The sequence below is a fragment of the Pseudomonas sp. Marseille-P9899 genome (genome assembly GCF_903166565.1).
GTDB classification, from domain to species: domain Bacteria; phylum Pseudomonadota; class Gammaproteobacteria; order Pseudomonadales; family Pseudomonadaceae; genus Aquipseudomonas; species Aquipseudomonas huaxiensis.
This window is the reverse complement of sequence record NZ_CAESCG010000001.1, coordinates 210,289-233,035: the sequence shown is the minus strand read 5'-3', so window position 1 is coordinate 233,035 and position 22,747 is coordinate 210,289. Positions and strand designations below refer to the sequence as shown.

The 22,747-nt window shown below is 64.3% G+C and carries 21 protein-coding genes; 12 read left to right on the top strand and 9 right to left on the bottom strand.

The features are described 5' to 3' along the window. Positions 1 to 62: 62 nt before the first annotated feature. Entirely contained in the window at positions 63 to 713 is a 651-nt protein-coding gene (locus HWV67_RS01115; RefSeq protein ID WP_175649559.1) for a GNAT family N-acetyltransferase, read from the bottom strand. A 169-nt stretch (positions 714 to 882) separates the two neighbouring features. On the opposite strand from HWV67_RS01115, the gene xthA reads away from it, so the two are divergent. The 3 genes from xthA to HWV67_RS01100 all read left to right on the top strand — a co-directional run bounded on the left by xthA (position 883) and on the right by HWV67_RS01100 (position 4,302). Beyond that, the gene (gene xthA / locus HWV67_RS01110; protein ID WP_175649558.1) at positions 883 to 1,695 is read left to right on the top strand and encodes an exodeoxyribonuclease III; all 813 of its coding nucleotides are present in this window, start codon (positions 883 to 885) and stop codon (positions 1,693 to 1,695) included. Positions 1,696 to 1,823: 128 nt separating this feature from the next. Beyond that, the gene (locus tag HWV67_RS01105; RefSeq protein ID WP_175649557.1) at positions 1,824 to 3,128 is read left to right on the top strand and encodes a substrate-binding domain-containing protein; all 1,305 of its coding nucleotides are present in this window, start codon (positions 1,824 to 1,826) and stop codon (positions 3,126 to 3,128) included. Between the two features lie 178 nt (positions 3,129 to 3,306). Further along, on the top strand, positions 3,307 to 4,302 hold the full coding sequence (locus HWV67_RS01100; RefSeq protein ID WP_175649556.1) for a TerC family protein: 996 nt from the start codon (positions 3,307 to 3,309) through the stop codon (positions 4,300 to 4,302). Between the two features lie 54 nt (positions 4,303 to 4,356). On the opposite strand, the gene HWV67_RS01095 is transcribed toward HWV67_RS01100, so the two are convergent. Next, complete coding sequence (locus tag HWV67_RS01095; RefSeq protein WP_175649555.1) at positions 4,357 to 5,586, bottom strand: acyl-CoA dehydrogenase; 1,230 nt, start codon at positions 5,584 to 5,586, stop codon at positions 4,357 to 4,359. A gap of 138 nt (positions 5,587 to 5,724) precedes the next feature. On the opposite strand from HWV67_RS01095, the gene HWV67_RS01090 reads away from it, so the two are divergent. Beyond that, complete coding sequence (locus HWV67_RS01090; protein ID WP_095157228.1) at positions 5,725 to 6,651, top strand: LysR family transcriptional regulator; 927 nt, start codon at positions 5,725 to 5,727, stop codon at positions 6,649 to 6,651. A 216-nt stretch (positions 6,652 to 6,867) separates the two neighbouring features. Here HWV67_RS01090 and HWV67_RS01085 read toward each other — a convergent pair whose 3' ends face one another. Then, complete coding sequence (locus HWV67_RS01085) at positions 6,868 to 7,524, bottom strand: CoA transferase subunit B (protein WP_095157227.1); 657 nt, start codon at positions 7,522 to 7,524, stop codon at positions 6,868 to 6,870. Between the two features lie 36 nt (positions 7,525 to 7,560). Then, positions 7,561 to 8,259 carry a CoA transferase subunit A gene (locus HWV67_RS01080; RefSeq protein WP_095157226.1) on the bottom strand — a complete coding sequence of 233 codons (699 nt, stop codon included), beginning with the start codon at positions 8,257 to 8,259 and terminating at the stop codon, positions 7,561 to 7,563. 131 nt (positions 8,260 to 8,390) lie between these two features. Between HWV67_RS01080 and HWV67_RS01075 the strand changes: the two genes are divergently transcribed. Further along, positions 8,391 to 9,287: a LysR family transcriptional regulator gene (locus HWV67_RS01075; RefSeq protein WP_175649554.1), complete on the top strand. Its 897-nt coding sequence runs from the start codon at positions 8,391 to 8,393 to the stop codon at positions 9,285 to 9,287. 39 nt (positions 9,288 to 9,326) lie between these two features. Next, a complete protein-coding gene (locus HWV67_RS01070) occupies positions 9,327 to 10,148 on the top strand; it encodes an aldo/keto reductase (protein WP_175649553.1) in 822 nt (273 codons plus the stop codon). Positions 10,149 to 10,324: 176 nt separating this feature from the next. Here the strand turns inward: HWV67_RS01070 and HWV67_RS01065 are convergent, their stop codons facing one another. From HWV67_RS01065 to lexA, 4 genes are read right to left on the bottom strand one after another with little or no spacing between them, the layout of a single operon-like run. Beyond that, a complete protein-coding gene (locus HWV67_RS01065; protein ID WP_218585578.1) occupies positions 10,325 to 13,426 on the bottom strand; it encodes an error-prone DNA polymerase in 3,102 nt (1,033 codons plus the stop codon). Beyond that, positions 13,402 to 14,817, bottom strand: a complete 1,416-nt coding sequence (locus HWV67_RS01060; RefSeq protein WP_175649551.1) for a Y-family DNA polymerase — start codon at positions 14,815 to 14,817, stop codon at positions 13,402 to 13,404. Before HWV67_RS01060 ends, HWV67_RS01065 begins: the two co-directional genes overlap by 25 nt. A 6-nt stretch (positions 14,818 to 14,823) precedes the next feature. Next, on the bottom strand, positions 14,824 to 15,444 hold the full coding sequence (gene imuA, locus HWV67_RS01055; RefSeq protein WP_175649550.1) for a translesion DNA synthesis-associated protein ImuA: 621 nt from the start codon (positions 15,442 to 15,444) through the stop codon (positions 14,824 to 14,826). Continuing rightward, positions 15,444 to 16,061, bottom strand: coding sequence for a transcriptional repressor LexA (gene lexA, locus HWV67_RS01050; protein ID WP_175649549.1), 618 nt, complete (start codon positions 16,059 to 16,061; stop codon positions 15,444 to 15,446). The genes imuA and lexA overlap by 1 nt, the downstream gene beginning before the upstream one ends. A 91-nt stretch (positions 16,062 to 16,152) precedes the next feature. Between lexA and HWV67_RS01045 the strand changes: the two genes are divergently transcribed. The 3 genes from HWV67_RS01045 (at position 16,153) to HWV67_RS01035 (ending at position 18,248) form a co-directional block, all read left to right on the top strand. Beyond that, positions 16,153 to 16,809, top strand: a complete 657-nt coding sequence (locus HWV67_RS01045; protein ID WP_175649548.1) for an HAD family hydrolase — start codon at positions 16,153 to 16,155, stop codon at positions 16,807 to 16,809. 114 nt (positions 16,810 to 16,923) lie between these two features. Continuing rightward, positions 16,924 to 17,325 (top strand): MerR family transcriptional regulator, encoded by a 402-nt coding sequence (locus HWV67_RS01040; RefSeq protein ID WP_095157219.1) that lies wholly within the window; start codon positions 16,924 to 16,926, stop codon positions 17,323 to 17,325. A 23-nt stretch (positions 17,326 to 17,348) separates the two neighbouring features. Then, complete coding sequence (locus tag HWV67_RS01035; protein ID WP_175649547.1) at positions 17,349 to 18,248, top strand: hydroxymethylglutaryl-CoA lyase; 900 nt, start codon at positions 17,349 to 17,351, stop codon at positions 18,246 to 18,248. A 559-nt stretch (positions 18,249 to 18,807) separates the two neighbouring features. On the opposite strand, the gene HWV67_RS01030 is transcribed toward HWV67_RS01035, so the two are convergent. Then, complete coding sequence (locus HWV67_RS01030) at positions 18,808 to 19,323, bottom strand: MgtC/SapB family protein (protein WP_110972261.1); 516 nt, start codon at positions 19,321 to 19,323, stop codon at positions 18,808 to 18,810. 182 nt (positions 19,324 to 19,505) lie between these two features. On the opposite strand from HWV67_RS01030, the gene HWV67_RS01025 reads away from it, so the two are divergent. The 3 genes from HWV67_RS01025 to mapR all read left to right on the top strand — a co-directional run bounded on the left by HWV67_RS01025 (position 19,506) and on the right by mapR (position 22,729). Next, positions 19,506 to 19,745, top strand: coding sequence for a DUF3203 family protein (locus tag HWV67_RS01025; RefSeq protein WP_095157216.1), 240 nt, complete (start codon positions 19,506 to 19,508; stop codon positions 19,743 to 19,745). Between the two features lie 121 nt (positions 19,746 to 19,866). Continuing rightward, on the top strand, positions 19,867 to 21,279 hold the full coding sequence (gene ccoG / locus HWV67_RS01020) for a cytochrome c oxidase accessory protein CcoG (protein WP_175649546.1): 1,413 nt from the start codon (positions 19,867 to 19,869) through the stop codon (positions 21,277 to 21,279). A gap of 40 nt (positions 21,280 to 21,319) precedes the next feature. Then, positions 21,320 to 22,729, top strand: coding sequence for a GntR family transcriptional regulator MpaR (gene mapR, locus HWV67_RS01015; protein ID WP_175650941.1), 1,410 nt, complete (start codon positions 21,320 to 21,322; stop codon positions 22,727 to 22,729). Positions 22,730 to 22,747: the final 18 nt, after the last annotated feature.

The window sequence follows — 22,747 nt, the reverse complement described above, 5'->3', positions numbered from 1 at the left end:
GCGGATGCTACCAGAGCCTGGCGAATGGCTGGAACCCGAAAGGCGTCTGGATCGGGCCTGCGTCAGGCACTTTCCTGTGCGACCCGCTGTGGTCCCGGGTGAAAAAACACATGCTCGCGGATCGGTCCCACAGCGATTTCGCCAATTTCCTGGTAGCCCTGGCGCTGGTAGAACGCCAGGTAATGCTCGTTGCCTGTATCCAGCACCACGCCGTGGGAATTTTCATCTTCGGCGCACCAGTCGTGGACCGCCGCCAGCAATTGCTCGCCGTAGTGCTTGCCCTGGAACTGCGGATGAATGCCCAGCAGCGGCAGCACATGCACGGCGTCGCCGGGCAGGCAGGCCATGAGCGCGGCGCGGTAATCGAGGTAGCGGCGAGTGCAACGGAAGCCGGCGCTCAACACCATGCGTATGCGCCAGGCCCAACTGTCGGTGACGTCCAGGCGGCGTACCGGCGGCGAGATCAGAGCGATGCCGATCAAGCGGTCGTCCACCAGCAGGCCGATTGCCGGCAACTCCTGATAGAAGTGCTGACGCACCCGCTCGCGGACCAGCGCCCGCACGCGCTGGTCGAAGCCGGCGCGTTCGGCTTCAAACAAGTAACCGTAGGTGGGTTCGTGGCGGTAGGCGTGGTAGAGCAGCGAACGTGCCTCGCGGCTGTAGCCACTGTCGAGTAGACGGACTTCGGCCGGCGCGGGGGTCGATTCAGGCATGGTCACGGTTCTCCTGATGGCAGTTGGGCATGGCTCTTTGAGATGCGGGCGGCGCCAACGTTCCTTCTTGGTTGGGCTGGAGTATAGACAGCCGCTTCAACGGCATCATCGCTGGCCGGCCAAGCCGATGTCGGCTAGCATCCAGCCTTTTACCCAGGACCCTGTTTCCATGAAAATCGTCTCGTTCAACATCAACGGCCTGCGCGCCCGGCCCCATCAATTGGCGGCGTTGATCGACAAACACCAGCCCGATGTCATCGGCCTGCAGGAAACCAAGGTGTCGGACGAGCAGTTCCCGCTGGCGGATGTCCAGGCCCTCGGTTACCACGTCCATTTCCATGGCCAGAAAGGCCATTACGGCGTCGCCCTGCTCTCGCGCAAGCCGCCACTGAGCCTGTTCAAGGGCTTCTCGACCGACGAAGAAGACGCCCAGCGCCGTTTCATCTGGGGCACGTTCGCCGACGACAATGGCAACCCGATCACCATCATGAACGGCTACTTCCCACAAGGCGAAAGCCGCGACCACCCCACCAAGTTCCCGGCCAAGCAGCGCTTCTACAGCGACCTGCAGGCACTGCTGGAAACCCAGTTCAAGAACGACCAGCCCGTAGTGGTGATGGGCGACGTGAACATTTCGCCGGAAGACTGCGACATCGGCATCGGCGCCGATAATGCCAAGCGCTGGCTGAAGACCGGCAAGTGCAGCTTCCTGCCCGAAGAGCGCGAGTGGATGGCGCGCCTGAAGAACTGGGGCCTGACCGACAGCTTCCGCCACCTGCACCCGGAAGTGGTGGACCAGTTCAGTTGGTTCGACTACCGCAGCCGCGGCTTCGAAGACCAGCCCAAGCGCGGCCTGCGCATCGACCTGATCATGACCTCCAACGCACTGTTGCCGCGGGTCAAGGCGGCGGGTGTGGATTATGAATTGCGCGGGATGGAAAAACCTTCCGACCACGCGCCGATCTGGCTTGAATTGAACTGATCGATCCGGGGACCGCCTGGCGGTCCCCCACATCTGCTCGCGATCAGCCCACCGCTGCACCTGTCATCTTTCGGTCACCTGCCTGTCTTAATCTGCCGAAACCTTCGTTTCCAGAGTCTCCGCCGGCAATGATCCGCCTCTGCGCCCTTCTCCTTGTTCTGCTCACGCCCCTTGCCGTTGCCGACACCCTGCGCATCCAGGGTTCCAACACCATCGGCGCGGTGCTGGCGCCTGCGCTGGTGCGTGGCCTGCTGGAAGAACGAGGCCTGCGCAATGTCGAGATCCTGCCTTCGGACGTCGCCAATGAAGTGCGCGTGCAAGGCAGTGACGACAACGGCCAGGTGCAGCAGGTAGAGATCGCCGCCCACGGCAGCAGCACCGGCTTCAGCGCATTGAAAAACGGCAGCGCCGACCTCGCCGCCGCCTCACGCCCGATCAAGGACAGCGAGCAGGCCGAACTCCAGGCACTGGGCAACCTGACCAGCGCCGACGCCGAGCAAGTCATCGCCCTGGACGGCGTGGCGGTGCTGGTCCATCCCGACAATCCGCTGCCGCAACTGACCACCGAGCAACTGGCCGGGGTGTTCTCCGGGCGCATCGCCACCTGGGAAGAACTCGGCGTCGGCGGCGGGCCGATCCAGTTGTATGCCCGCGACGACCGCTCCGGCACCTGGGAAACCTTCAAGACCCTGGTGCTCGACCCGCACCACCAGAGCCTCGCAGGCAGCGCGCGGCGCTTCGAGTCCGGCGAGCAGTTGGCCGAAGCGGTACGCCATGATCGCCAGGCCATCGGTTTCAGCAGCCTGACCACTGTCCATGGCGCGCGGGTGCTGGCGGTCGCCGACGGGGCCTCGCGGGCCATGCTGCCGAGCGCCGAGCAGATCGCCAGCGAGGACTATCCGCTGTCGCGGCGCCTGTATTTCTACCTGCCACCGACGCAGCACAACCCCCTCGCCAAGGCGCTGCTGGACTTCACCCAGAGCCCACGCGGCCAGGCCATCGTCGCCAGCAACGGCTTCGTCGCCCAGCAGGTGCGCCCCCTCAGCGAATCCCCTCAAGCCGACCTGCCACCGCGCTACCGCCACCTGCTCAGTGAGGCGCGGCGGCTGTCGGTGAATTTCCGTTTCCAGGAAGGCAGCGCGACCCTGGACAACAAGGCCTTGCGGGATATCGAGCGACTGGCGGACTACCTGCGGCAGAACCGCAAGCTCGACGGCAAAGTGGGGCTGGTAGGGTTCGGCGATGCCAAAGACGACGCCCGCCGCGCCGACCTGCTGTCGCGCCTGCGGGCGATGGCGGTGCGCCGCGAACTGGCCAGGCACGAGGTCACCCTGCGCGACGTCATCGGCCTCGGCGCCGAATTGCCGGTAGCCGCAAACACCGATACCCAGGGCCGCATCCGCAATCGCCGGGTTGAAGCCTGGGTGTATTGAAAGAACGGTGCACCGAAGGAAATTTCTTAAAGTCTTGTAAGACCTTGTAACGCTCTCGCCCGCCCCGCCCCGTGATCGGCAACTAGGCTGGATCATGTGACGCCGGGCCCCTCTGACGGTCGCCAACCGCCATGTCGGAGTCACAGTTGCTTGCCAACTACGACATCGGGAGGGGCTCATGACAGCTCTGCAAGATTTTTTCAGCGCCGAATTTCTCGGCACCAGCAGCCTGCTCTGGCTGGCCTTTATCGTCATCGTCATCGCCCTGCTGGTCTTCGACCTCGGGGTGCTGCACCGCGACCAGCACGAAATCGAAATGCGCGAAAGCCTGCTGCTGTATGCCGGCTATTTCAGCGTGGGCGTGATGTTCGGCGGCTGGATCTGGTACGAACTGGGTGCCCAGAGCGCCCTGGAGTTCTACACCGGGCTGCTGGTGGAACAGTCGCTGTCGATGGACAACGTGTTCGTCATGGCGATGATCTTCGGCTTTTTCGGCATCCCCCGGCGTTACCAGCACCGCGTGCTGTTCTGGGGCATTCTCGGCGTGGTGGTGTTGCGGGCGATCATGATCGGCATCGGTAGCGCGCTGGTGAAGGAGTTCGACTGGATCCTCTATATTTTCGGTGCGTTCCTGCTGATCACCGGGGTGAAGATGCTGTTCAGCCGTCAGGAGTCGCACCCGGACCTGGCCAACAATCCATTCATCAAATTCATCCGCAGGCATGTGCGGGTCACCGACCAGTTGCACGGTGCGCGCTTCTTCGTGCGCCTGGTTCCGGCGGGGCAATCGAAGGCGATTCGCTACGCCACGCCGCTGTTTCTCGCCCTGGTGTTGATCGAACTGGCCGACCTGGTATTCGCCGTCGACAGCGTGCCGGCTATCTTCTCCATCACCCAGGACCCGTTCATCGTCTACACCTCGAACATCTTCGCGATCCTCGGGCTGCGGGCGTTGTATTTCGCCCTGGCGGCGCTGATGCACCGGTTTGTCTACCTGAAGTACGCGCTGGCGCTGGTGCTGATCTTCATTGGCGGCAAGATTTTCCTGCACGGGTTCATCGGCAAGATTCCGGCGCTGTTGTCGCTGGGGGTGACGTTCGGGTTGCTGGCAGGCGGGGTGGTGTTGTCGTTGTTCAAGACGCGGGATGAGAAAGAGCCGCAGAAGGAGAATTGATACCGAACCTTGTGGGCTTGGCCCACAAGGTTCAGTTCGCGTTTTTAGGCGGGATCAGTGGCTGCTGCGCAGCATCTCCTTCGGCACGTATTTGCCGATCTCGTACTTGCCGATCGCCGCCCGGTGCACTTCATCCGGGCCGTCGGCCAGGCGCAGGGTGCGCTGCATGGCGTACATGTAGGCCAGCGGGAAGTCCGCTGAAACACCGGCACCGCCATGAATCTGGATCGCCCGGTCGATCACGCGCAATGCCACGTTCGGCGCCACCACCTTGATCTGGGCGATTTCGCTGCGGGCCACCTTGTTGCCCGCGTGGTCCATCATGTACGCCGCTTTCAGGGTCAGCAGGCGGGCCATGTCGATTTCCATCCGCGAATCGGCGATCTTGTCGACGTTGCCGCCCAGCCGCGCCAGTGGCCGGCCGAAAGCGGTGCGCTCCACCGAGCGCTTGCACATCAATTCCAGTGCCCGCTCGGCCATGCCGATCGAGCGCATGCAGTGGTGGATACGGCCTGGGCCCAGGCGCCCCTGGGCGATCTCGAAACCACGGCCCTCGCCGAGGATCACGTTGTCATACGGCACGCGTACGTTCTCGAACAGCACTTCGGCGTGGCCATGCGGCGCGTCGTCGTAGCCGAACACCGGCAGCGGGCGGACGATCGTCACGCCGGGCGCATCGGTCGGCACCAGAATCATCGAGTGCTGCTGGTGACGCGGGCCATCCGGATTGCTCAGGCCCATGAAGATCATCACTTTGCAGCGCGGATCGCAGGCGCCGGAGGTCCACCACTTGCGACCGCTGATGACCCACTCGTCGCCATCGCGCACAGCGCGGGCGGCCATGTTGGTGGCGTCGGACGACGCGACGTCCGGCTCGGTCATGGCGAAGGCCGAGCGGATATCACCGCGCAGCAGCGGCTCCAGCCACTGGCGCTTCTGCTCGGGGCTGCCGTAGCGCACCAGCACTTCCATGTTGCCGGTGTCCGGCGCCGAGCAGTTGAACGGCTCCGGCCCCAGCAGCGAACGGCCCATGATTTCCGCCAGCGGCGCGTACTCCAGGTTGGTCAACCCGGCGCCCAGTTCCGACTCGGGCAGGAACAGGTTCCACAGACCTTCGGCCTTGGCCTTGTTCTTCAGTTCTTCCATGATCGCGGTCGGTTGCCAGCGATCGCCCTCGGCGACCTGTTGCTCGAACACCGCTTCAGCGGGGTAGACATAGGCGTCCATGAACGCGGTAACACGTTCGCGCAGGGCCTGGACCTTGGGTGAGTAGGCGAAATCCATGAGCAGTACCTTCTTCGTGAAAGGGATCTGGAATCGATGCTAGATCACCGGGCAAAATCCACCTAGTCTATTTTCGGCGTGTATAAACATTCATAACCGATATATGATCGACCCCATAACGCCAACAAGAGCAGTGCCATGAACTTGAGCAAGGTCGACCTCAATCTGTTCATCGTTTTCGATGCCATCTACACCGAAGCCAATCTGACCCGCGCCGGGCAGATCGTCGGCATCACCCAGCCGGCGGTGTCCAACGCCCTCGCCCGCCTGCGCGAAACCTTCAATGACCCGCTGTTTGTGCGCACTGCCCAGGGCATGGTGCCGACGCCGATGGCGCAGAACATCATCGGGCCGGTGCGCAACGCGCTGTCGCTGCTGCGGGTGTCGGTGCAGGAAAGCCGCATCTTCAATCCGCTGCAGGCGAACAAGACCTTCCGCATCAGCATGACCGACCTCACCGAGGCGGTGGTCCTGCCGCCGCTGTTCCAGCGCCTGCGGCGCCTGGCGCCGGCGGTGGTGATCGAGAGTTTCCTGTGCAAACGCCGCGAAACCACCAAGGAACTGGCCGCTGGCCGCCTGGATTTCGCCGTCGATGCGCCGCTCAACACCGACCCGCAGGTGCGCCACGTCAAGCTGATCCAGGACCAATATGTGTGCGCCATGCGCCAGGGCCACCCGATGGCCAAGGACAAGATCAGCCTCGACGAGTACATGAGCCTGACCCACATCCACATCTCCAGCCGCCGCAACGGCCTGGGTTATGTCGACCTGGCGCTGGGCAAGATGGGCCTGCAACGGCGGATCGCGCTGCGTTCGCAGCACTATCTGATGGCGTCGCAGGTGCTGCAGCAGACCGACATGGTCATGACCGTGCCCGAGCGCTTCGCCCGCCGGCACAACCTCAACTACGCGAGCCTGCCGGTGAATGACGTGCCGCCGCTGGAAACCCATTTGTACTGGCACGAAAGCACCGACCAGGACCCGGCCAACCGCTGGATGCGCGAGCAGATGATCGAGTTGTGCCAGGCGGTGGTGGCGCAGGATGAGCGGGATGTGAAGGCGTAGAAAAACAATCGCGGGGTCGGTCCGGGACAAGGAATGCGTGGTTCCTTGTCCCGGGTCGACCCCGCGAGTGCATTTACAACTCGGAAGTACTCGGTGGCTTTGGGGGCCTCATCGCTGGCAAGCCAGCTCCCACAGGCAAATCGCGGATCGTCAGAACAGCGCTGTAAGTGTGGGAGCTGGCTTGCCGGCGATGAGGCCCGGAAGCCACCTACAAAATCAGAAGGTCATTTCCTTCACATCATCCGCCACGATCAGCTTGCCCGCGGTCTTCTCGATGATCTCCTCGACACTCACCCCCGGCGCCGTCTCGCGCAGGATGAATGTGCCGTTCTCGATCTCCAGGTAAGCCAGGTCGGTCAGCACCTTGCGGATGCAGCCGGCACCGGTCAGCGGCAGGCTGCAACGCGGCAGCAGCTTGGACTCGCCGTCCTTGGAGGCGTGGGTCATGGTGACGATGATGTTGTCGGCGCCAGCCACCAGGTCCATCGCCCCGCCCATGCCCTTGACCAGCTTGCCGGGGATCATCCACGAGGCGATGTTGCCTTCCACATCCACCTCGAACGCGCCAAGCACGGTCAGGTCGACATGGCCGCCACGGATCATGGCGAAGGACTCGGCGGAGTTGAAGATCGACGCGCCACGCCGGGCGGTCACGGTCTGCTTGCCGGCGTTGATCATGTCGGCATCGAGCTGGCTTTCGGTAGGGAATTCGCCCATGCCCAACAGGCCGTTTTCCGACTGCAGCATCACGTCGATATCAGCCGGGACATAGTTGGCCACCAGGGTCGGGATGCCGATGCCGAGGTTGACGTAGTAGCCGTCCTTGAGTTCGCGGGCGACGCGCTGGGCCATTTGTTCGCGGGTAAGTGCCATGGTCAGGATCTCTTTGTTGTTCTGTGCAAGGACGGGTCAGGCTTTGACCGTGCGTTTTTCGATGCGCTTTTCGAACGTGCCGACAATGACCCGGTCGACGTAGATGCCCGGGGTATGGATCTCGCTCGGCAGCAGCACGCCCGGCTCGACGATTTCCTCGACCTCGACCACGGTGATCTTGCCGGCGGTGGCCGCCAGCGGGTTGAAGTTCTGTGCGGTGTTGCGATAGACCACGTTGCCGTAATGGTCGGCTTTCCAGCCTTTGACGATGGCGAAGTCACCGGTGATGGCTTCTTCGAGGATGTAGTTGCGTCCGTTGAACTGGCGCACTTCCTTGCCGTCGGCAACCGGCGTACCGTAGCCGGTGGCGGTGTAGAAGGCCGGGATACCGGCGCCGCCGGCGCGCATTTTCTCGGCCAGGGTGCCTTGCGGGGTGAGCTCCACTTCCAGCTCGCCGCTGAGCAACTGGCGCTCGAACTCGGCGTTTTCACCCACGTAGGAGGCGATCATCTTGCGGATCTGGCGGTCTTCCAGCAGCACGCCCAGACCGAAACCATCAACGCCGCAGTTGTTCGAAACCACGGTCAGGCCGCTGACGCCGCGGCGCTTGATTTCAGCGATGAGGTTTTCCGGGATGCCGCACAGGCCGAAACCACCAGCCAGTACCGTCATGTTGTCGGTCAGGCCTTCGAGGGCCTGTTCATAGGTTGCTACGCGCTTGTCCAGTCCGGCCATGCTGATCCGCCTTTTGTCGTTGTAAGAGCCCGACAGCGTGTCGGGAAGCGTCTGTCGGCATCTTCTCCCCTGGCGACTGATTTGTTAATTTTGTTTTTCTCATCGATTGATTTGGTTTTTAAAACAATCCCATGAACGTCAAGCAATTGCGTGCCTTCGTCGCCGTCGCCACTTACCAGAGCTTTGCCCAGGCCGGCGAGCACCTGCACCTGTCGCAGCCAGCCCTGAGCCTGACCATCAAGAGCCTGGAAGAGCACCTGGGCGGCACCCTGCTCAGCCGCACCACGCGCAGCGTCAGCCTGACTCCGGAGGGCGAAGTCCTGCTGCCGTTGGCCCGGCAACTGCTGGCCGACTGGGACAACACCGAAGAGCTGCTGCGCCAGCGCTTCACCCTGCAACTGGGGCGGGTGTCCATCGCCGCCATGCCGGCCTTCGCCGGTAACCTGCTGCCACCAGTCTTGAAGGTGTTTCGCGAGCGTTACCCGCGGGTCAACGTCACCGTGCATGACGTGATCAATGAACAAGTGCTGGAACTGGTACGCCATCGGCGGGTCGAGTTGGGTATCGGCTTCGAGCCGGAAACCAGTGAACCGCTGCTGTTCAAGCCGCTCTATCTGGACCGCTTCGTCGCGGTAGTGCCAACCGACTCCCCCCTGGCACAGCAGCCACAGGTGCGCTGGCAAGAGCTGCTCAAGGAAGATTTCATCACCCTGCAACGCCCTTCGGCGGTGCGCCTGCTGCTGGAACGGCATGTGGCGGCGAACCATGGCAAGCTGGCGGTGGCGTTCGAGAGCCATCAGTTGTCCACGATTGGCCGGATGGTCGCCAATGGGCTGGGAGTCAGCGCGGTGCCGGCCCTGTGCATCGGCCAGATGCGCGAACTGGGGGCGCAATGCGTGCCGCTGGTGGCGCCGAGTATCGAGCGGCGGATTGGCGTGATCCTGCTGGCGGACCACAAGCTGTCGGCGGCGGCGCAGGCGGTGCTGGACGTATTGATGGAACAGATCAAGGAGCCCGCGCTGGTGTGATGTGCGGCCCCACTACACTCAAGAAGGAGATGTTCAACCATGCGTAACACAACGCTCGGCGACAAACAGGTACCCGTCATCGGCCAGGGCACCTGGTACATGGGCGAAGACCTTGGCCAGCGCCCGCGTGAAGTCGCAGCCCTGCAACAGGGCATCGACCTCGGCCTGACGCTGATCGACACCGCGGAGATGTACGCCGAAGGCGGCGCGGAAAAGGTGGTCGGCCAGGCGCTGGCGGGCCGGCGCGACAAGGTATTCCTGGTCAGCAAGGTCTACCCACACAACGCCAGCCGCAAAGGCGCCATCGCCGCCTGCGAACGCAGCCTGCAACGCCTCGGCACCGAGCACATCGACCTCTATCTGCTGCACTGGCGCGGTCAGTATCCGCTGGAAGAAACCGTCGAAGCCTTCGAACAACTGCGCGACGCCGGCAAGATCGGGCGCTGGGGCGTGTCCAACTTCGACACTGACGACATGCGCGAGCTCGACCAGCCGACCTGCGCCACCAATCAGGTGCTGTACAACCCCGAGCAACGTGGCATCGAATTCGACCTGCTGCCGTGGTGCCGCGAGCATCAGATGCCGATCATGGCCTACTGCCCGCTGGCCCAGGCCGGCCGCCTGCTGCGCCACCCGGTGCTGACGCAGATCGCCGAAGCCCATGGCGTCACGCCGGCGCAGGTGTGCCTGGCCTGGGTCACCCGCCAGGACGGAGTGATCGCCATTCCCAAGGCGGTGGAGCCGCGCCATGTCCAGCTCAATGCCGCCGCGGCCAACCTGACCTTGCGCGCCGAAGACCTGCACGCCATCGACCAAGCGTTTCCGGCGCCGGCCCGCAAGCAGCGCCTGGCGATGGTCTGAGGCTTGGGTCTGTATGAAAAGCCTTGAGACGAAGGTCAGGCAAGACGAAAACAGCCGAGGAACGGCCGGGGTCGCGCTCGACGTTTACGGGTTGTAAATGAGCATTCCGACCGGGCTCGCGCACGAGGCTGTTTTCAACGCAGCATCACCGAGTATCAAGGCTTTTCATACAGAGCCTAGTGGAAGTCCCGGCTGCGCACATCTAGCCCGTGTAACAGCGGGCTGAGATCTTCCATGCGGCGGGCGATCAGATGACGCACGCCATCGGCAACCTCCAGCTTGCCCATCACCCGCATCAATTGCGCCCCCACCAGCACCCGCCGCTGACGCTCGGCCAGGTCGCGCCAGACCACCACATTGAGCATGCCGAACTCATCTTCCAGAGTGACGAACGTCACGCCGCTGGCGGTCTGCGGTCGCTGCCGGCCCACCACCAGACCCGCCACGCTGATCACATCGCCATGGGCCACGCCCTCCAGCCCCTGCGAACTGCGACAACCCAGCCCCGTCAGGCGTCGGCGCAACAACGACAGCGGGTGCGGGCCAAAGGTGGTGCCCACGCTCTGGTAATCGGCGAACAGGTCTTCGCCGATGCTCGGTGCGGGTAACTCGACGGGCGCTTCCGCGGTGGGCTCGATGCCGGCGAACAGCGGCAATTGCGCCTGCACTGCCGCCACCTCCCAGCGCGCCTGATAGCGGTGCCCGGCCAGCGCCGCGAGGGCACCGGCATCGGCCAGCAGGTCACGGGCGCGACCGTCGAGGCTGGCGCGCAAACACAGGTCGGCGACATCACGAAAACCCCGTTCTTCTCGCACCCGCACCAGACGCAGGGCGTCGTCCTGGCGAAACCCGCGCACCTGGCGCAAGCCCAGGCGCAGCGCCAACTGACCGTCTTCACCCGGTTCCAGGGTGCAATCCCAATCGCTGTGATGCACATCCACCGGACGGGTCTCGATCCGATGACGGCGCGCGTCCTGCAGAATCTGGTCGGGGCTGTAGAACCCCATCGGCCAACTGTTGATCAGCGCACAGGCGAAGATTGCCGGCTCATGGCACTTCAGCCAGCAACTGGCGTAGGTCAGCAAGGCAAAGCTGGCGGCGTGGGACTCGGGAAAACCGTAGCTGCCGAAGCCCTTGATCTGCTCGAAGATGCGCTCGGCAAACGCCAGGTCGTAGCCGTTTCTCAGCATGCCTTCGGTCAGCCGCTGGCGGTGGGGCTCCAGGCCGCCGTGGCGTTTCCAGGCGGCCATGGAGCGGCGCAGTTCGTCGGCTTCACCGGGGGTGTAGTCGGCGGCGACGATGGCCAGGGACATGACCTGCTCCTGGAACAGCGGCACGCCCAAGGTGCGCTCGAATACCGCCCTGAGCTTGTCGGACGGATACGTCACTTCCTCCGTTTTGTTACGCCGCCGCAGAAAGGGGTGAACCATGTCGCCCTGGATCGGCCCCGGCCGGACGATCGCCACCTGGATCACCAGGTCGTAGAACTCCCTGGGCTTCAATCGCGGCAACATGGCCATCTGCGCCCGCGACTCGATCTGGAACACGCCGATGGTGTCGGCGCGGCTGATCATGTCGTAGGTCGGCGTGTCATCGGCGGGAATGCTGGCAATGGTCAGGCGCTGGCCGCGGTGCAAGGCATACAGGTCGAAGCAACGGCGCAAGGCGCTGAGCATGCCGAGGGCCAGCACATCGACCTTGAGCAGTCCGACGGCATCGAGGTCGTCCTTGTCCCACTGGATCACCGTGCGCCCTTCCATCGCTGCGTTTTCCACCGGCACCAGGGTGTCCAGCGGCTGCTCGCTGATAACGAAACCACCGGGGTGCTGGGACAGGTGCCGAGGGAAACCCATCAGATCACCGGTGAGGGTCAGCACCCGGTGCAGCAGCGGGCTTTCCGGGTCGAAGCCGGCTTCGACAAGGCGCTCGGCGGACGGCACGCGATCACTCCAGCGCCCGCAGCAATCGGCCAGGGCGCCGAGCTGGTCGGGCGGCAAGCCCAGCACCCGGCCGATATCCCGCACCGCTCCCGCGGCGTGGTAGCTACTGACCACCGCAGTTAACGCCGCCCGATGGCGACCATAGCGGTTGAACACGTATTGCAGGACTTCCTCGCGGCGCTCGTGCTCGAAGTCCACGTCGATATCCGGCGGCTCGTTGCGCTCGCGGGACAGGAAGCGCTCGAACAGCAAGTTGCTGCGGCTCGGGTCGAGTTCGGTGATACCCAACACGAAGCACACCACCGAGTTGGCCGCAGAACCCCGCCCCTGGCAGAGGATGCCTCGCTCGCGGGCGAACTGGACAATGTCGTGGACCGTCAGGAAATAGGACGCGTAGTTGAGGTCGGAGATCAGTTCCAGCTCGTGCTCCAGCGCCTCGCGATCCTTGGCACCGATGCCCTGCGGCCAGCGCCGGGGGATGCCCCGCTCGCACAGCGCGCGCAACCAGGCGCTGGCGCTGTAGCCGGCGGGCACGACTTCGTGGGGGTAGTGGTATTTCAGGTCACGCTTGAGGTCAAAGTGGCAGCGCTCGGCGATCCGCGTGCTTTCTTCCAGCAACGCGAACGGGTACAGCGCCGCCAGTTGCGGCAGGCTGCGCAGGTGCCGCTCACCATTGGCGAACAGACGGTGCCCGGCCTCCGCGACGGTGGTGTGATGGCGAATAGCAGTCATGCAGTCCTGCAAGGCGCGTCGACCGCGAGCGTGCATGTGCACATCACCGCTGGCCACCGCCGGAATGCCCAGGGTCGTGGCCAGCGCCAGCAGGCGTTGCAGACGCTGGCGGTCGTCGTGGCCATGGTGCAGTTGCACGGTCAGCCACAGGCGCTCGGCGAACACTTCGCGCAGCCAGTGCCCTGGCGCCGGGTCGTCGAGGTCATCCGGAATCCACAGCGCCAACAGGCCTTCCGGGGGATTGTCGAAATCCTCGCGCAGCAGCCGATAGCTGCCCTTCTCCGCCCGTCGTCGGGCCCGGGTAATCAGGCCGCACAGGTGCTGGTAACCGTGCAGGTTCTCCACCAGCAGCACCAGCTTCGGGCCGTTCTCGATGCGCATTTCGCTGCCGACGATCAGCGGCAGCCCCACCTCATGTGCCGCCTGCCAGGCGCGGACGATACCAGCGAGGGTGCACTCGTCGGTGATCGCCAGGGCCTGATAACCCTGTTGCCGGGCGCGGCCACACAGCTCCTGGGCGCTGGACGCACCGCGCTGGAAACTGAAGTTCGACAGGCAGTGTAGCTCGGCATAACCCATGCTCATGCGAACCAGCCCTGCAGCCACAGCACATCGCGCTCGCCGCTGTGAAAGTAGGCCCAGCCGCGCAGACCGCTGTCGGTTTCGACCCGGTAGTAATCGCGCCGCACATCGCCGCCGTCCCACCAGCCAGACTCGATGCGCTCCGGCCCGGCCAGCAGGCGCACGCTCGTCGGCGGCACGGCGCGCGGCTCGGCCAGCAACCAGCCCGGGCGCGGGGCCTGGTTGCCGCTGGCCGGCGACAAGGCCGGACCATCGCTGCGCCAAGCGCATTCGGGGCGGTGGTCGGCCACCAGCCCGACGCCGCGCACGGCTTCGTCGCCAAGCCGCGCCCGTAGGCGTTCGCGCAACTGCTCCCAACTGTGCTGCTGTTGGGGACGCGCCGAAAACAGTTCGCTGGCCTGGGGCACGAATGTCGGCAGCTCTTCGGCGGTCAGGCGCAGGGTGCGCACCGGGGCTCTCAGGGTCAGTTGCTCAAGACGGCCGCGGGCCAGTTCCAGCAAACGCCCGGCGTCGCGTTCGGCGGCGAGCAGGCCGACCTGCAACAAAGTGTCCGCGCCTTCGGCGTGTTGCAGAAACAGGTTGAAACGCTGCACGCCAGCATCGCGCCCGGCGAGAAAGGCCGCCAGGTCCCCGATCAGGCGACGCAGCGGAAACAGCAGCGCCTGGCTGGATTCCACATCGAAATTCAGCTCAAGGCGAGCCTCGAAACGGTCGGGCGGCAGGTAACAGTCAAGGGCCATGGCGCGCTGCCCCAGCAGCCGGTCGAGGTGCAACTGCACGGCTGCGGCGAAACGCCGGGCCAGGGTTTCGCGGGGCAACGCCAGCACCTGATCGAGCTGACGCAGGCCCATGCGGCCGAACGCCGTGGCCGCCTCTGCGGGCAGGCCGAGGCGGTCAATGGGCATGGCGGCCAGGGCGGCGCGGGTCGTCTCGGCATCGGTCGCTGCCAGACCGTCGTAGGCATTGGCCAGCATGCGCGCCGCCACCGGGTTGCTGGCCAGCACGATCCGGTGACGAAAGCCCAGCGCCGTCAGCTCCGCCCGCAAGCGCGCCTCGAATTGCGGCCAGGGACCGAACAGGCCGAGGCTGGATTCGACCTCCAGCAACACGGCTCGCGGGTAATGCAGGCTGACCTGGGAACTGAAGCGGTAGGCCCAGGCGGCGAGCAGTTGTTGCTGCTGCTCGGTGGCCGCCGCATCGTGCTCGACCGTGTTGAAGCCCTGGGCCAGGGCCTGCGCGGTGGTCAGGCTCTGGCCTGCACGCAGGCCAAGGGCGCGGGCGGCCGGGTTGACCGCCTGCAGAACCCGGCGCGTGGCCGGGCCGCTGAGCAGCACCAGCGGCTGCTCGGCGTCGTCACGGCCGCGCAGCACGCAATCGAGCGCCAGTTGTGGCAAGAGAATGCAGGCCCAGAGCATGGCACTTCAGCCCACACGGCCGGGGGCGGCAATCGGGGTATTCGGCGCCAGCCCGCCACGGCACTTGAGCACCCGCCAGCGCGCCGGACTGGCATCGATGGCAATCCGCAAGGCAGCGGGCGACGGGTTGAGCGCCGCCGACTGATCGCGGCAGGCGAACGCCAGCGCCTGACCGGTTTCCGCCGCCACCTGCAACCGCCGCAACGCACGGTCGTCAGCACGCCGGGGCCAGCACAGCACGGCGCCACAACTGCCGGAGCGCAGGCATTGCTCGGCAGCCCAGAGGCTTTCCGTGGCGCTGGCCTCGACCACCGACAGCCAGCGCAGATCGACACCCGCCGCCTGCCACGCCGGGGGATAGGGAATGAAGGGTGGCGCCACCAGAACGATACGCTCGCCCGCCGAACTCAACCGCGCAAGGCTGGGCCAGAGCAGGTGCAGTTCGCCCGCGCCCTCTTCACTCAGCAGCAACTCGCTGAGCGCCGCCGGTGGCCAGCCACCGCCCGGCAACAGCGCATCCAGCGCGGCATGCCCGGTGGGCTGCAGGCCGTGGGACTCGGCGAGTGGCCGGCCCTTCCAGACCCGCCGCGTGTCGAGCAGCCCGTCGAGGCTGACCACCGCGCCCATCAGTCGCGCCTCACCAGGCCACAGAACACGCCTTCGATGACGAAGTCGCGATCCGGGCCGACCTCGATCGGCGCATAGGCCGGGTTACGGGGAAGCAGTCGGTAATGACCGCCAGCCTTTTCGAAACGCTTGATGGTCACCTCGCCATCGAGCCGGGCGACGACGATCTGGCCGTCACGGGGGGCGGCCTGCTGGTAGATGCCAACCAGGTCGCCGTCGAGGATGCCGTCGTCGATCATCGAGTCGCCACGGACCTTGAGCAGGTAATCCGGGGTGCGGCTGAACAGGTGGGCGTCGAGCATCAGTTGTTCGTGGATGCCCACATCCGGACCGATCGGCCGACCCGCCGCCACCTGGCCCAGCACCGGGATTTCCAGCACTTCGGGACGGCGCAGCCGGCCGACGAGGCGGATGCTGCGGGCCTGGTTGGGGGTGATCTCGATAAGGCCGGCCTCGCACAGCGCCTGGATATGCTTGCGCGCCACGCTGCGCGAGGCGAAACCAAAGGCCTGGGCGATGTCCGCGAGGCTGGGGGGCTGCCCTTTATCGGCGATGCGGTCGCGGATGAAGGTGAGGATGGCAGCGCGTTTTGGGGATAGAGTCGTCATGGAGCACATTTGTACTCTTTTCGTTTCCGGCTGACCAGCCCCGCTGATCGGCGTGCCGTTGCGGTTATCATGGCCGACCACTGATTCACGGATGTTCTCCATGCTCGATGCCCTGCTGTTCGACCTCGATGGCACCCTCGCCGATACCGACAAGCTCCACCTGCTGGCCATGCAGCAACTGCTGAGCGAAGAAGACCGCACCCTCACCGAGGAAGACTTCGACGCCCATGTCAGTGGTCGGGCCAATGCGGATTTGTGCCGCTACCTGTTTCCTGATCGCCCGCTGAGCGAGCATCTGGAGTTCGCCGACCGCAAGGAAGCGCGCTTCCGCTCGCTGTCGCCGATCCTGCAGCCCACCCCTGGGCTGTTGGCCCTGCTGGCGCATGCACAGAAAAACGCGATCGGCATGGCGGTGGTCACCAACGCGCCGCGGGCCAATGCCGAGCACATGTTGAATGCCCTGGGCCTGGCCGGGCGCTTCGAGCATGTGCTGGTGGCCGAAGAACTGGCCCGGGCCAAGCCCGACCCCCTGCCCTACCTCACCGGTCTGCACAGGCTGGATGCACGGGCCGCGCATTCGCTGGCGTTCGAGGATTCGTTGCCGGGAGTGAAGGCGGCGAGCGGCGCGGGGATCTTTACCGTGGGCTTGTCCACCAGCCAGCAGCCTGAAGCGCTGCTGGAAGCCGGGGCACAATTGGTGGTGGCAGATTTCGAGGACCCGCGGTTGTGGGACGTGATTGCGCGGATGCAGGGGTAACGGCCGCCATTCGCGAGCAAGCTCGCTCCTACACCTACGCCCACATCGACCTTGACGTAAACGTAAACCTGCCTATAGGTTAGGCCCATTGCCTTCATCATCGAGCCCCGCGCAATGAGCAGCCAGACCTACAGCATCTCCGACCTGTCCCGCGAGCTGGACATCACCACCCGGGCGATCCGTTTCTACGAGGAACAGGGGCTGCTGAGCCCCGAGCGCCGCGGTCTGGAGCGTATCTATTCGGCCCGCGACAAGGTCAGCCTCAAGCTCATCCTGCGCGGCAAGCGCATCGGTTTCTCCCTCGCCGAATGCCGCGAACTGATCGAGCTCTACGATCCCTCCGGCGGCAACACCAAGCAGCTCAACAGCATGCTGGCCAAGATCGCCGAGCGCCGCGCCCAACTTGAACAGCAACTGCTCGACATCCAGCAGATGCAACTGGAACTCGACACCGCCGAAGAGCGCTGCATGCTGGCGCTGACCAACACCCTGAACAATCAGAAGAACGGCCACTGAGCCCACACAGGAAACCCGAAGCCATGCCATTGCCCGCCACAGTTCGTCTGGTCGAAGTCGGTCCTCGCGACGGTCTGCAGAATGAAGCCCAACCCATCAGCGTCGCGGACAAGGTCCGGCTGGTCAATGACCTGACCGCTGCCGGCCTGTCCTACGTAGAAGTCGGCAGTTTCGTCTCGCCGAAATGGGTGCCGCAGATGGCCGGGTCGGCCGAGGTTTTCGCCGCAATCCAGTACAAGCCCGGTGTCACCTACGCGGCCCTGGCGCCGAACCTGCGCGGTTTCGAGGACGCCCTCGCCGCCGGGGTCAAGGAAGTGGCGGTGTTCGCCGCGGCATCGGAGGCGTTCTCCCAGCGCAATATCAACTGCTCCATCAGCGAGAGCCTGCAACGCTTCGTGCCGATCATGGAAGGTGCGCGCCAGCACGGGATGCGCGTGCGCGGTTACGTGTCCTGCGTGCTGGGCTGCCCTTATGAAGGCGAGGTGGACGCCAGCCAGGTCGCCGCGGTCGCCCGCGAGCTGTACGAGATGGGCTGCTACGAAGTCTCCCTCGGCGACACCATCGGTACCGGTACGCCCGGCGCGACCCGCCACCTGTTCAACGTGGTCGGCGCCCAGGTACCGCGCCCGCAACTGGCCGGGCACTTCCATGACACCTATGGCCAGGCCCTGGCCAATGTCTACGCCAGCCTGCTGGAAGGGATCAACGTATTCGACAGCTCGGTCGCAGGCCTCGGTGGCTGCCCCTACGCCAAGGGCGCCAGCGGCAACGTCGCCAGCGAAGACGTGCTGTACATGCTCCAGGGCCTGGGCATCGAGACCGGCATCGACCTGGAAAAACTCATCCAGGCCGGCCAGCGCATCAGCGCGGTGCTGGGCCGTGCCAATGGCTCCCGTGTGGCGCGCGCCCGTAACGCCGGCTGAGGCCCGGCGGTAACACCTCCCTCACTGACACAAAGTGTTACCGCCTTCACACTTCACAGGGAAATTCCGGGTAACACGGAAACAAATCAGCAGAATTCCCCGTGCCAGCTTTTCCCCTGAAATCTCTAAACCATTGATTTCATTAGGTTTTAAAAAGTTGGCACGGCACCTGCTATATCTTCCGTACAACAACAATAAGAAATGCGGCAAACCCAATAAAAATAAGACGTAACGGCTCTCGAACAACAAGAACAAAACGGTAGAGGCGAAGCTAACTGATTTTTTTGGAGAGGATGACTTTTCGGGGGCGTGCCCCGCAACCAGACAGAGAACAATAAAACTACCTCAAGGTAGCGCCCGTCACGGTTGGATCAGCAATGATGAAGGTCGATCAGCGCTCAAAAAAATACGTTTGCTCTTGATCCCGGATGGGGATCGAACATGCACCAAAGAGGCAACGGCTGCCAAAAACAACAATAGGCCGCCCTCCAATAACAAAAAAAGAGCACGCGACAATCTTTGAGGGGAGCTTCGGCTCCCCTCAGTGCATTCCGGCCTTTCAGTTTTTCTCCTCGTGTTCCTCGTCCTTGCCTTCCAGGCGATTCACCACCAGCGGCATTACCCCCAGCACCGCCAGCGCCAGCAATGTGCTGACCAGCGCCGTGGCTTCGCGCCCCATACCGGCGGCCACGCCGATCGCGGCGGTCATCCACAGGCCAGCGGCGGTCGTCAGACCCTTCACATGACTGGCGTCCTGGTCATGGCCTTTGAGAATGGTCCCGGCACCGAGAAAGCCGATCCCCGCAACGATGCCCTGCACCACCCGGCTCAACGCCGCATCATCGGCCCCGGCCATGCGCGGCACCAGCACGAACAGCGCCGCGCCGATCGCCACCAGCATGTGGGTGCGCACCCCGGCAGCCTTGCCCTTCATCTCCCGCTCGAACCCCAGCACCGCGCCCAGCAGCGCCGCCATCACCAGGCGCACTGAAACCTGCGTCAGTTGCTTGGCATCAGTAATGTCGGCGAATTCCGCCACCAGCGTCACCCACACCTCATGCCACCAAGCGTCCATGGCCGTGTCCATCGTCAGGGAAGTTATGGGATGGACAACGGCACGTTCTGCAAAGTGCGAGGCAAAGTGCGATATGACCGCTGATCGGTCAGGGCCAGTAACCGGACACTGGGCGGGGTCACTACAGTAAGGGCCGTTGCAGCCCGTTCGCGAGCACGCTCGCGCCTACCGAGGACACCGTCATGCCTGTAGAAATCAACGAACAGACCCAACGCTGCACCCTGATCGGCGAAGACCTGAATATCGAAGGCGCCGCCAGCGAAGTACAGGTCACCACCGATGAAGACCTGCGCATGTCGGTCGCCGAACTGGCCGGCAAGCGTGTGCCCATCACCGAAGCCGAGGCCGATGCGCTGACTGTAGCGGGTGCGGTGGATGGTCGCAGGCATCTGAAAAGTAGCGTTCCGGGCTCGATAATCTAAGGCCCGGAGCCGTTTCGAGGACGATCTGATACGGTTTTTATAGAAATACCTGAGCCTGTTATGCAAACAGATGGGTCGCCATAGTGCTCTGGCCTGATCGAGGCCTGATGAGCGACGAACCATGAGCGAACATATTCCCGTCCAGATCGTTGAAATTGCCGAGCCGACCCACAAGAAGAAGGCCGCCAACAGCAGCGACGGACACATCTACACCCGCAGCTTCACCGGTCTGTACCGCAACCTGCGCCTGGGTGGCGCGGGTTTCCTTTTCCTGCTGTTCTTCGCCACCGCCTGGCTGACCTGGGATGGCCGCCAGGCCGTGCTCTGGGATCTGGCGGATAGCAAGTTCCATATCTTCGGCGCGACCTTCTGGCCGCAGGATTTCATCCTGCTCTCGGCCCTGCTGATCATCTGCGCCTTCGGCCTGTTTGCCATCACCGTGTTCGCCGGCCGCGTCTGGTGCGGTTACACCTGCCCGCAGAGCACCTGGACCTGGCTGTTCATGTGGTGCGAGAAAGTCACCGAAGGCGACCGTAACCAGCGCATGAAGCTGGACAAGGCGCCGTGGGGCGTCAACAAGCTGGCCCGGCGCGCCACCAAGCACACCCTGTGGATCGCCATCAGCGTAATGACCGGCCTGACCTTCGTCGGTTACTTCACGCCGATCCGCCCCCTGGCCGAAGAGCTGTTCACCCTGCAGGCAGGCGGCGTCAGCCTGTTCTGGATTCTGTTCTTCACCGGCGCCACCTACATCAACGCCGGCTGGATGCGCGAAGCCGTGTGCATGCACATGTGTCCTTACGCCCGGTTCCAGAGCGTGATGTTCGACAAGGACACCCTGGCCGTGGCCTACGACCCGCGCCGCGGCGAGTCCCGCGGACCGCGTAAAAAGGAAGTGGACCACAAGGCCAGTGGCCTCGGTGACTGCATCGACTGCACCATGTGCGTCCAGGTCTGCCCAACCGGCATCGACATCCGCGACGGCCTGCAAATGGAATGCATCGGCTGCGCGGCGTGCATCGACGCCTGCGACAGCATCATGGACAAGATGAACTACCCCCGCGGACTGATCGGCTACAAGTCCGAGCACAGCCTGCAAGGTGGCCACACCCATTGGCTGCGCCCGCGCCTGCTGGGTTATGTGACGGTGCTGGTGGTGATGATCGGCGCGCTGGCGATTGCCTTGCACGAGCGGCCAATGGTGTCGATGGACATCATCAAGGACCGTGGCCTGTTCCGCGAGAACGCCCTCGGCCAGATCGAGAACATCTACATCCTCAAGGTCATCAACAAGACCCTGCAACCGCAGAACTACGACCTGCGCCTGCTCAACGCCGAGGGCTTCGAACTGCACGGCAAGACCCACTTCAGCATCCCCGCCGGAGAAATGGCCGAGTTGCCGGTGTCGGTGGCGATGCTGAGCGACCGTCCCGCGAGCAGTTCGCTGGAGCTGGACTTCGAACTGGTGGACAGCGACGAGCCGAACATCCGCAGCGTTGCCCGCAGCCGTTTCGTCGCGCCGCTGAACCGCTGATCACATACACTGCGTTGCAGTCCGACCGTGCAGAGCCATGATGAAACGCTACGAGAAATTCGCCGACGACATTGCTGAACTGATCTACTCCGGGGTCCTCGGCCCCGGCCAGCGGGTGCCGTCGGTGCGCTACGCCAGCCAGACCCACGGGGTCAGCCCGTCCACAGTGTTCCAGGCCTATTACCTACTGGAGCGGCGCGGGCTGATCCGCGCCCGGCCGCGCTCGGGCTACTTCGTCAACGCCCACGCCCCGCGGCCGTTCAGCGAGCCGCAGATCAGCGAGTCGGCCAACGAGTCCACCGAGGTCGATGTCAGCGAACTGGTGTTTTCCATTCTCGAGTCGATCAAGGACCCGCACACCGTGCCCTTCGGCTCGGCCTTCCCCAGCCCGGCGCTGTTCCCGCTGCCGCGCCTGGCCCGCTCGCTGGCCAGCGCCAGTCGCGACATGGACCCGCGCATGGTGGTTACCGACCTGTCGCCGGGCAACCCGCACCTGCGCCGGCAAATTGCCCTGCGCTACATGGTCGGCGGGCTGATGTTGCCGATGGAAGAACTGCTGATCACCAACGGCGCGCTGGAAGCCCTGAACCTGTGTTTGCAGGCCGTCACCGAGCCGGGCGACCTGGTGGCCATCGAGGCGCCGGCCTTCTATGCCTGCCTGCAGGTGCTGGAACGGCTCAAGCTCAAGGCCGTGGAAATCCCCGTGCATCCGCGTGATGGCATCGACCTCGGGGTGCTGGCACAGACCCTGGAGCGCCACCCGGTAAAAGCGGTCTGGTGCATGACCAACTTCCAGAACCCGGTCGGCGCGAGCATGCCGGAAGACAACAAACAGGCGCTGGTGGAGCTGTTACGCCAGCATCAGGTGCCGCTGATCGAGGACGACGTCTACGCCGAGCTGTATTACGCCCAGCAAGCGCCCAAACCGGCGAAGGCGTTCGACACGGAAGGGCTGGTGATGCACTGCAGTTCCTTCTCCAAGAGTCTGGCGCCCGGCTACCGCATCGGTTGGGTCGCGGCCGGACGCTTCGCACAGAAAATCGAGCGCCTGAAACTGATGACCTCGCTGTGCGCCTCGATGCCGGCCCAGGCTGCCATCGCCGACTACCTCCAGCATGGCGGCTACGACCGCCATCTGCGGCGCCTGCGCTATGCCCTGGAAGAACAGAAAAACTCCATGCTCGCCGCCATCGCCCGGCACTTCCCAGCGCAAGTGCGGGTCAGCCAGCCGTCGGGCGGCTACTTCCTCTGGCTGGAACTGCCCGAGCGCATGGACTCGCTGAAGCTGTTCCAGATGGCCCTGGCCCAGGGCATCAGCATCGCACCGGGGCCGATCTTTTCGCCGACCCGGCGTTTTCGTAACTGCATTCGCCTGAACTACGGCAGCCCGTGGAGCGATCAATCGGAAAAAGCCATGGAGACACTCGGACGGATCGTACGCTCGTTCTAGCCGCCACCCCGCTGGTCA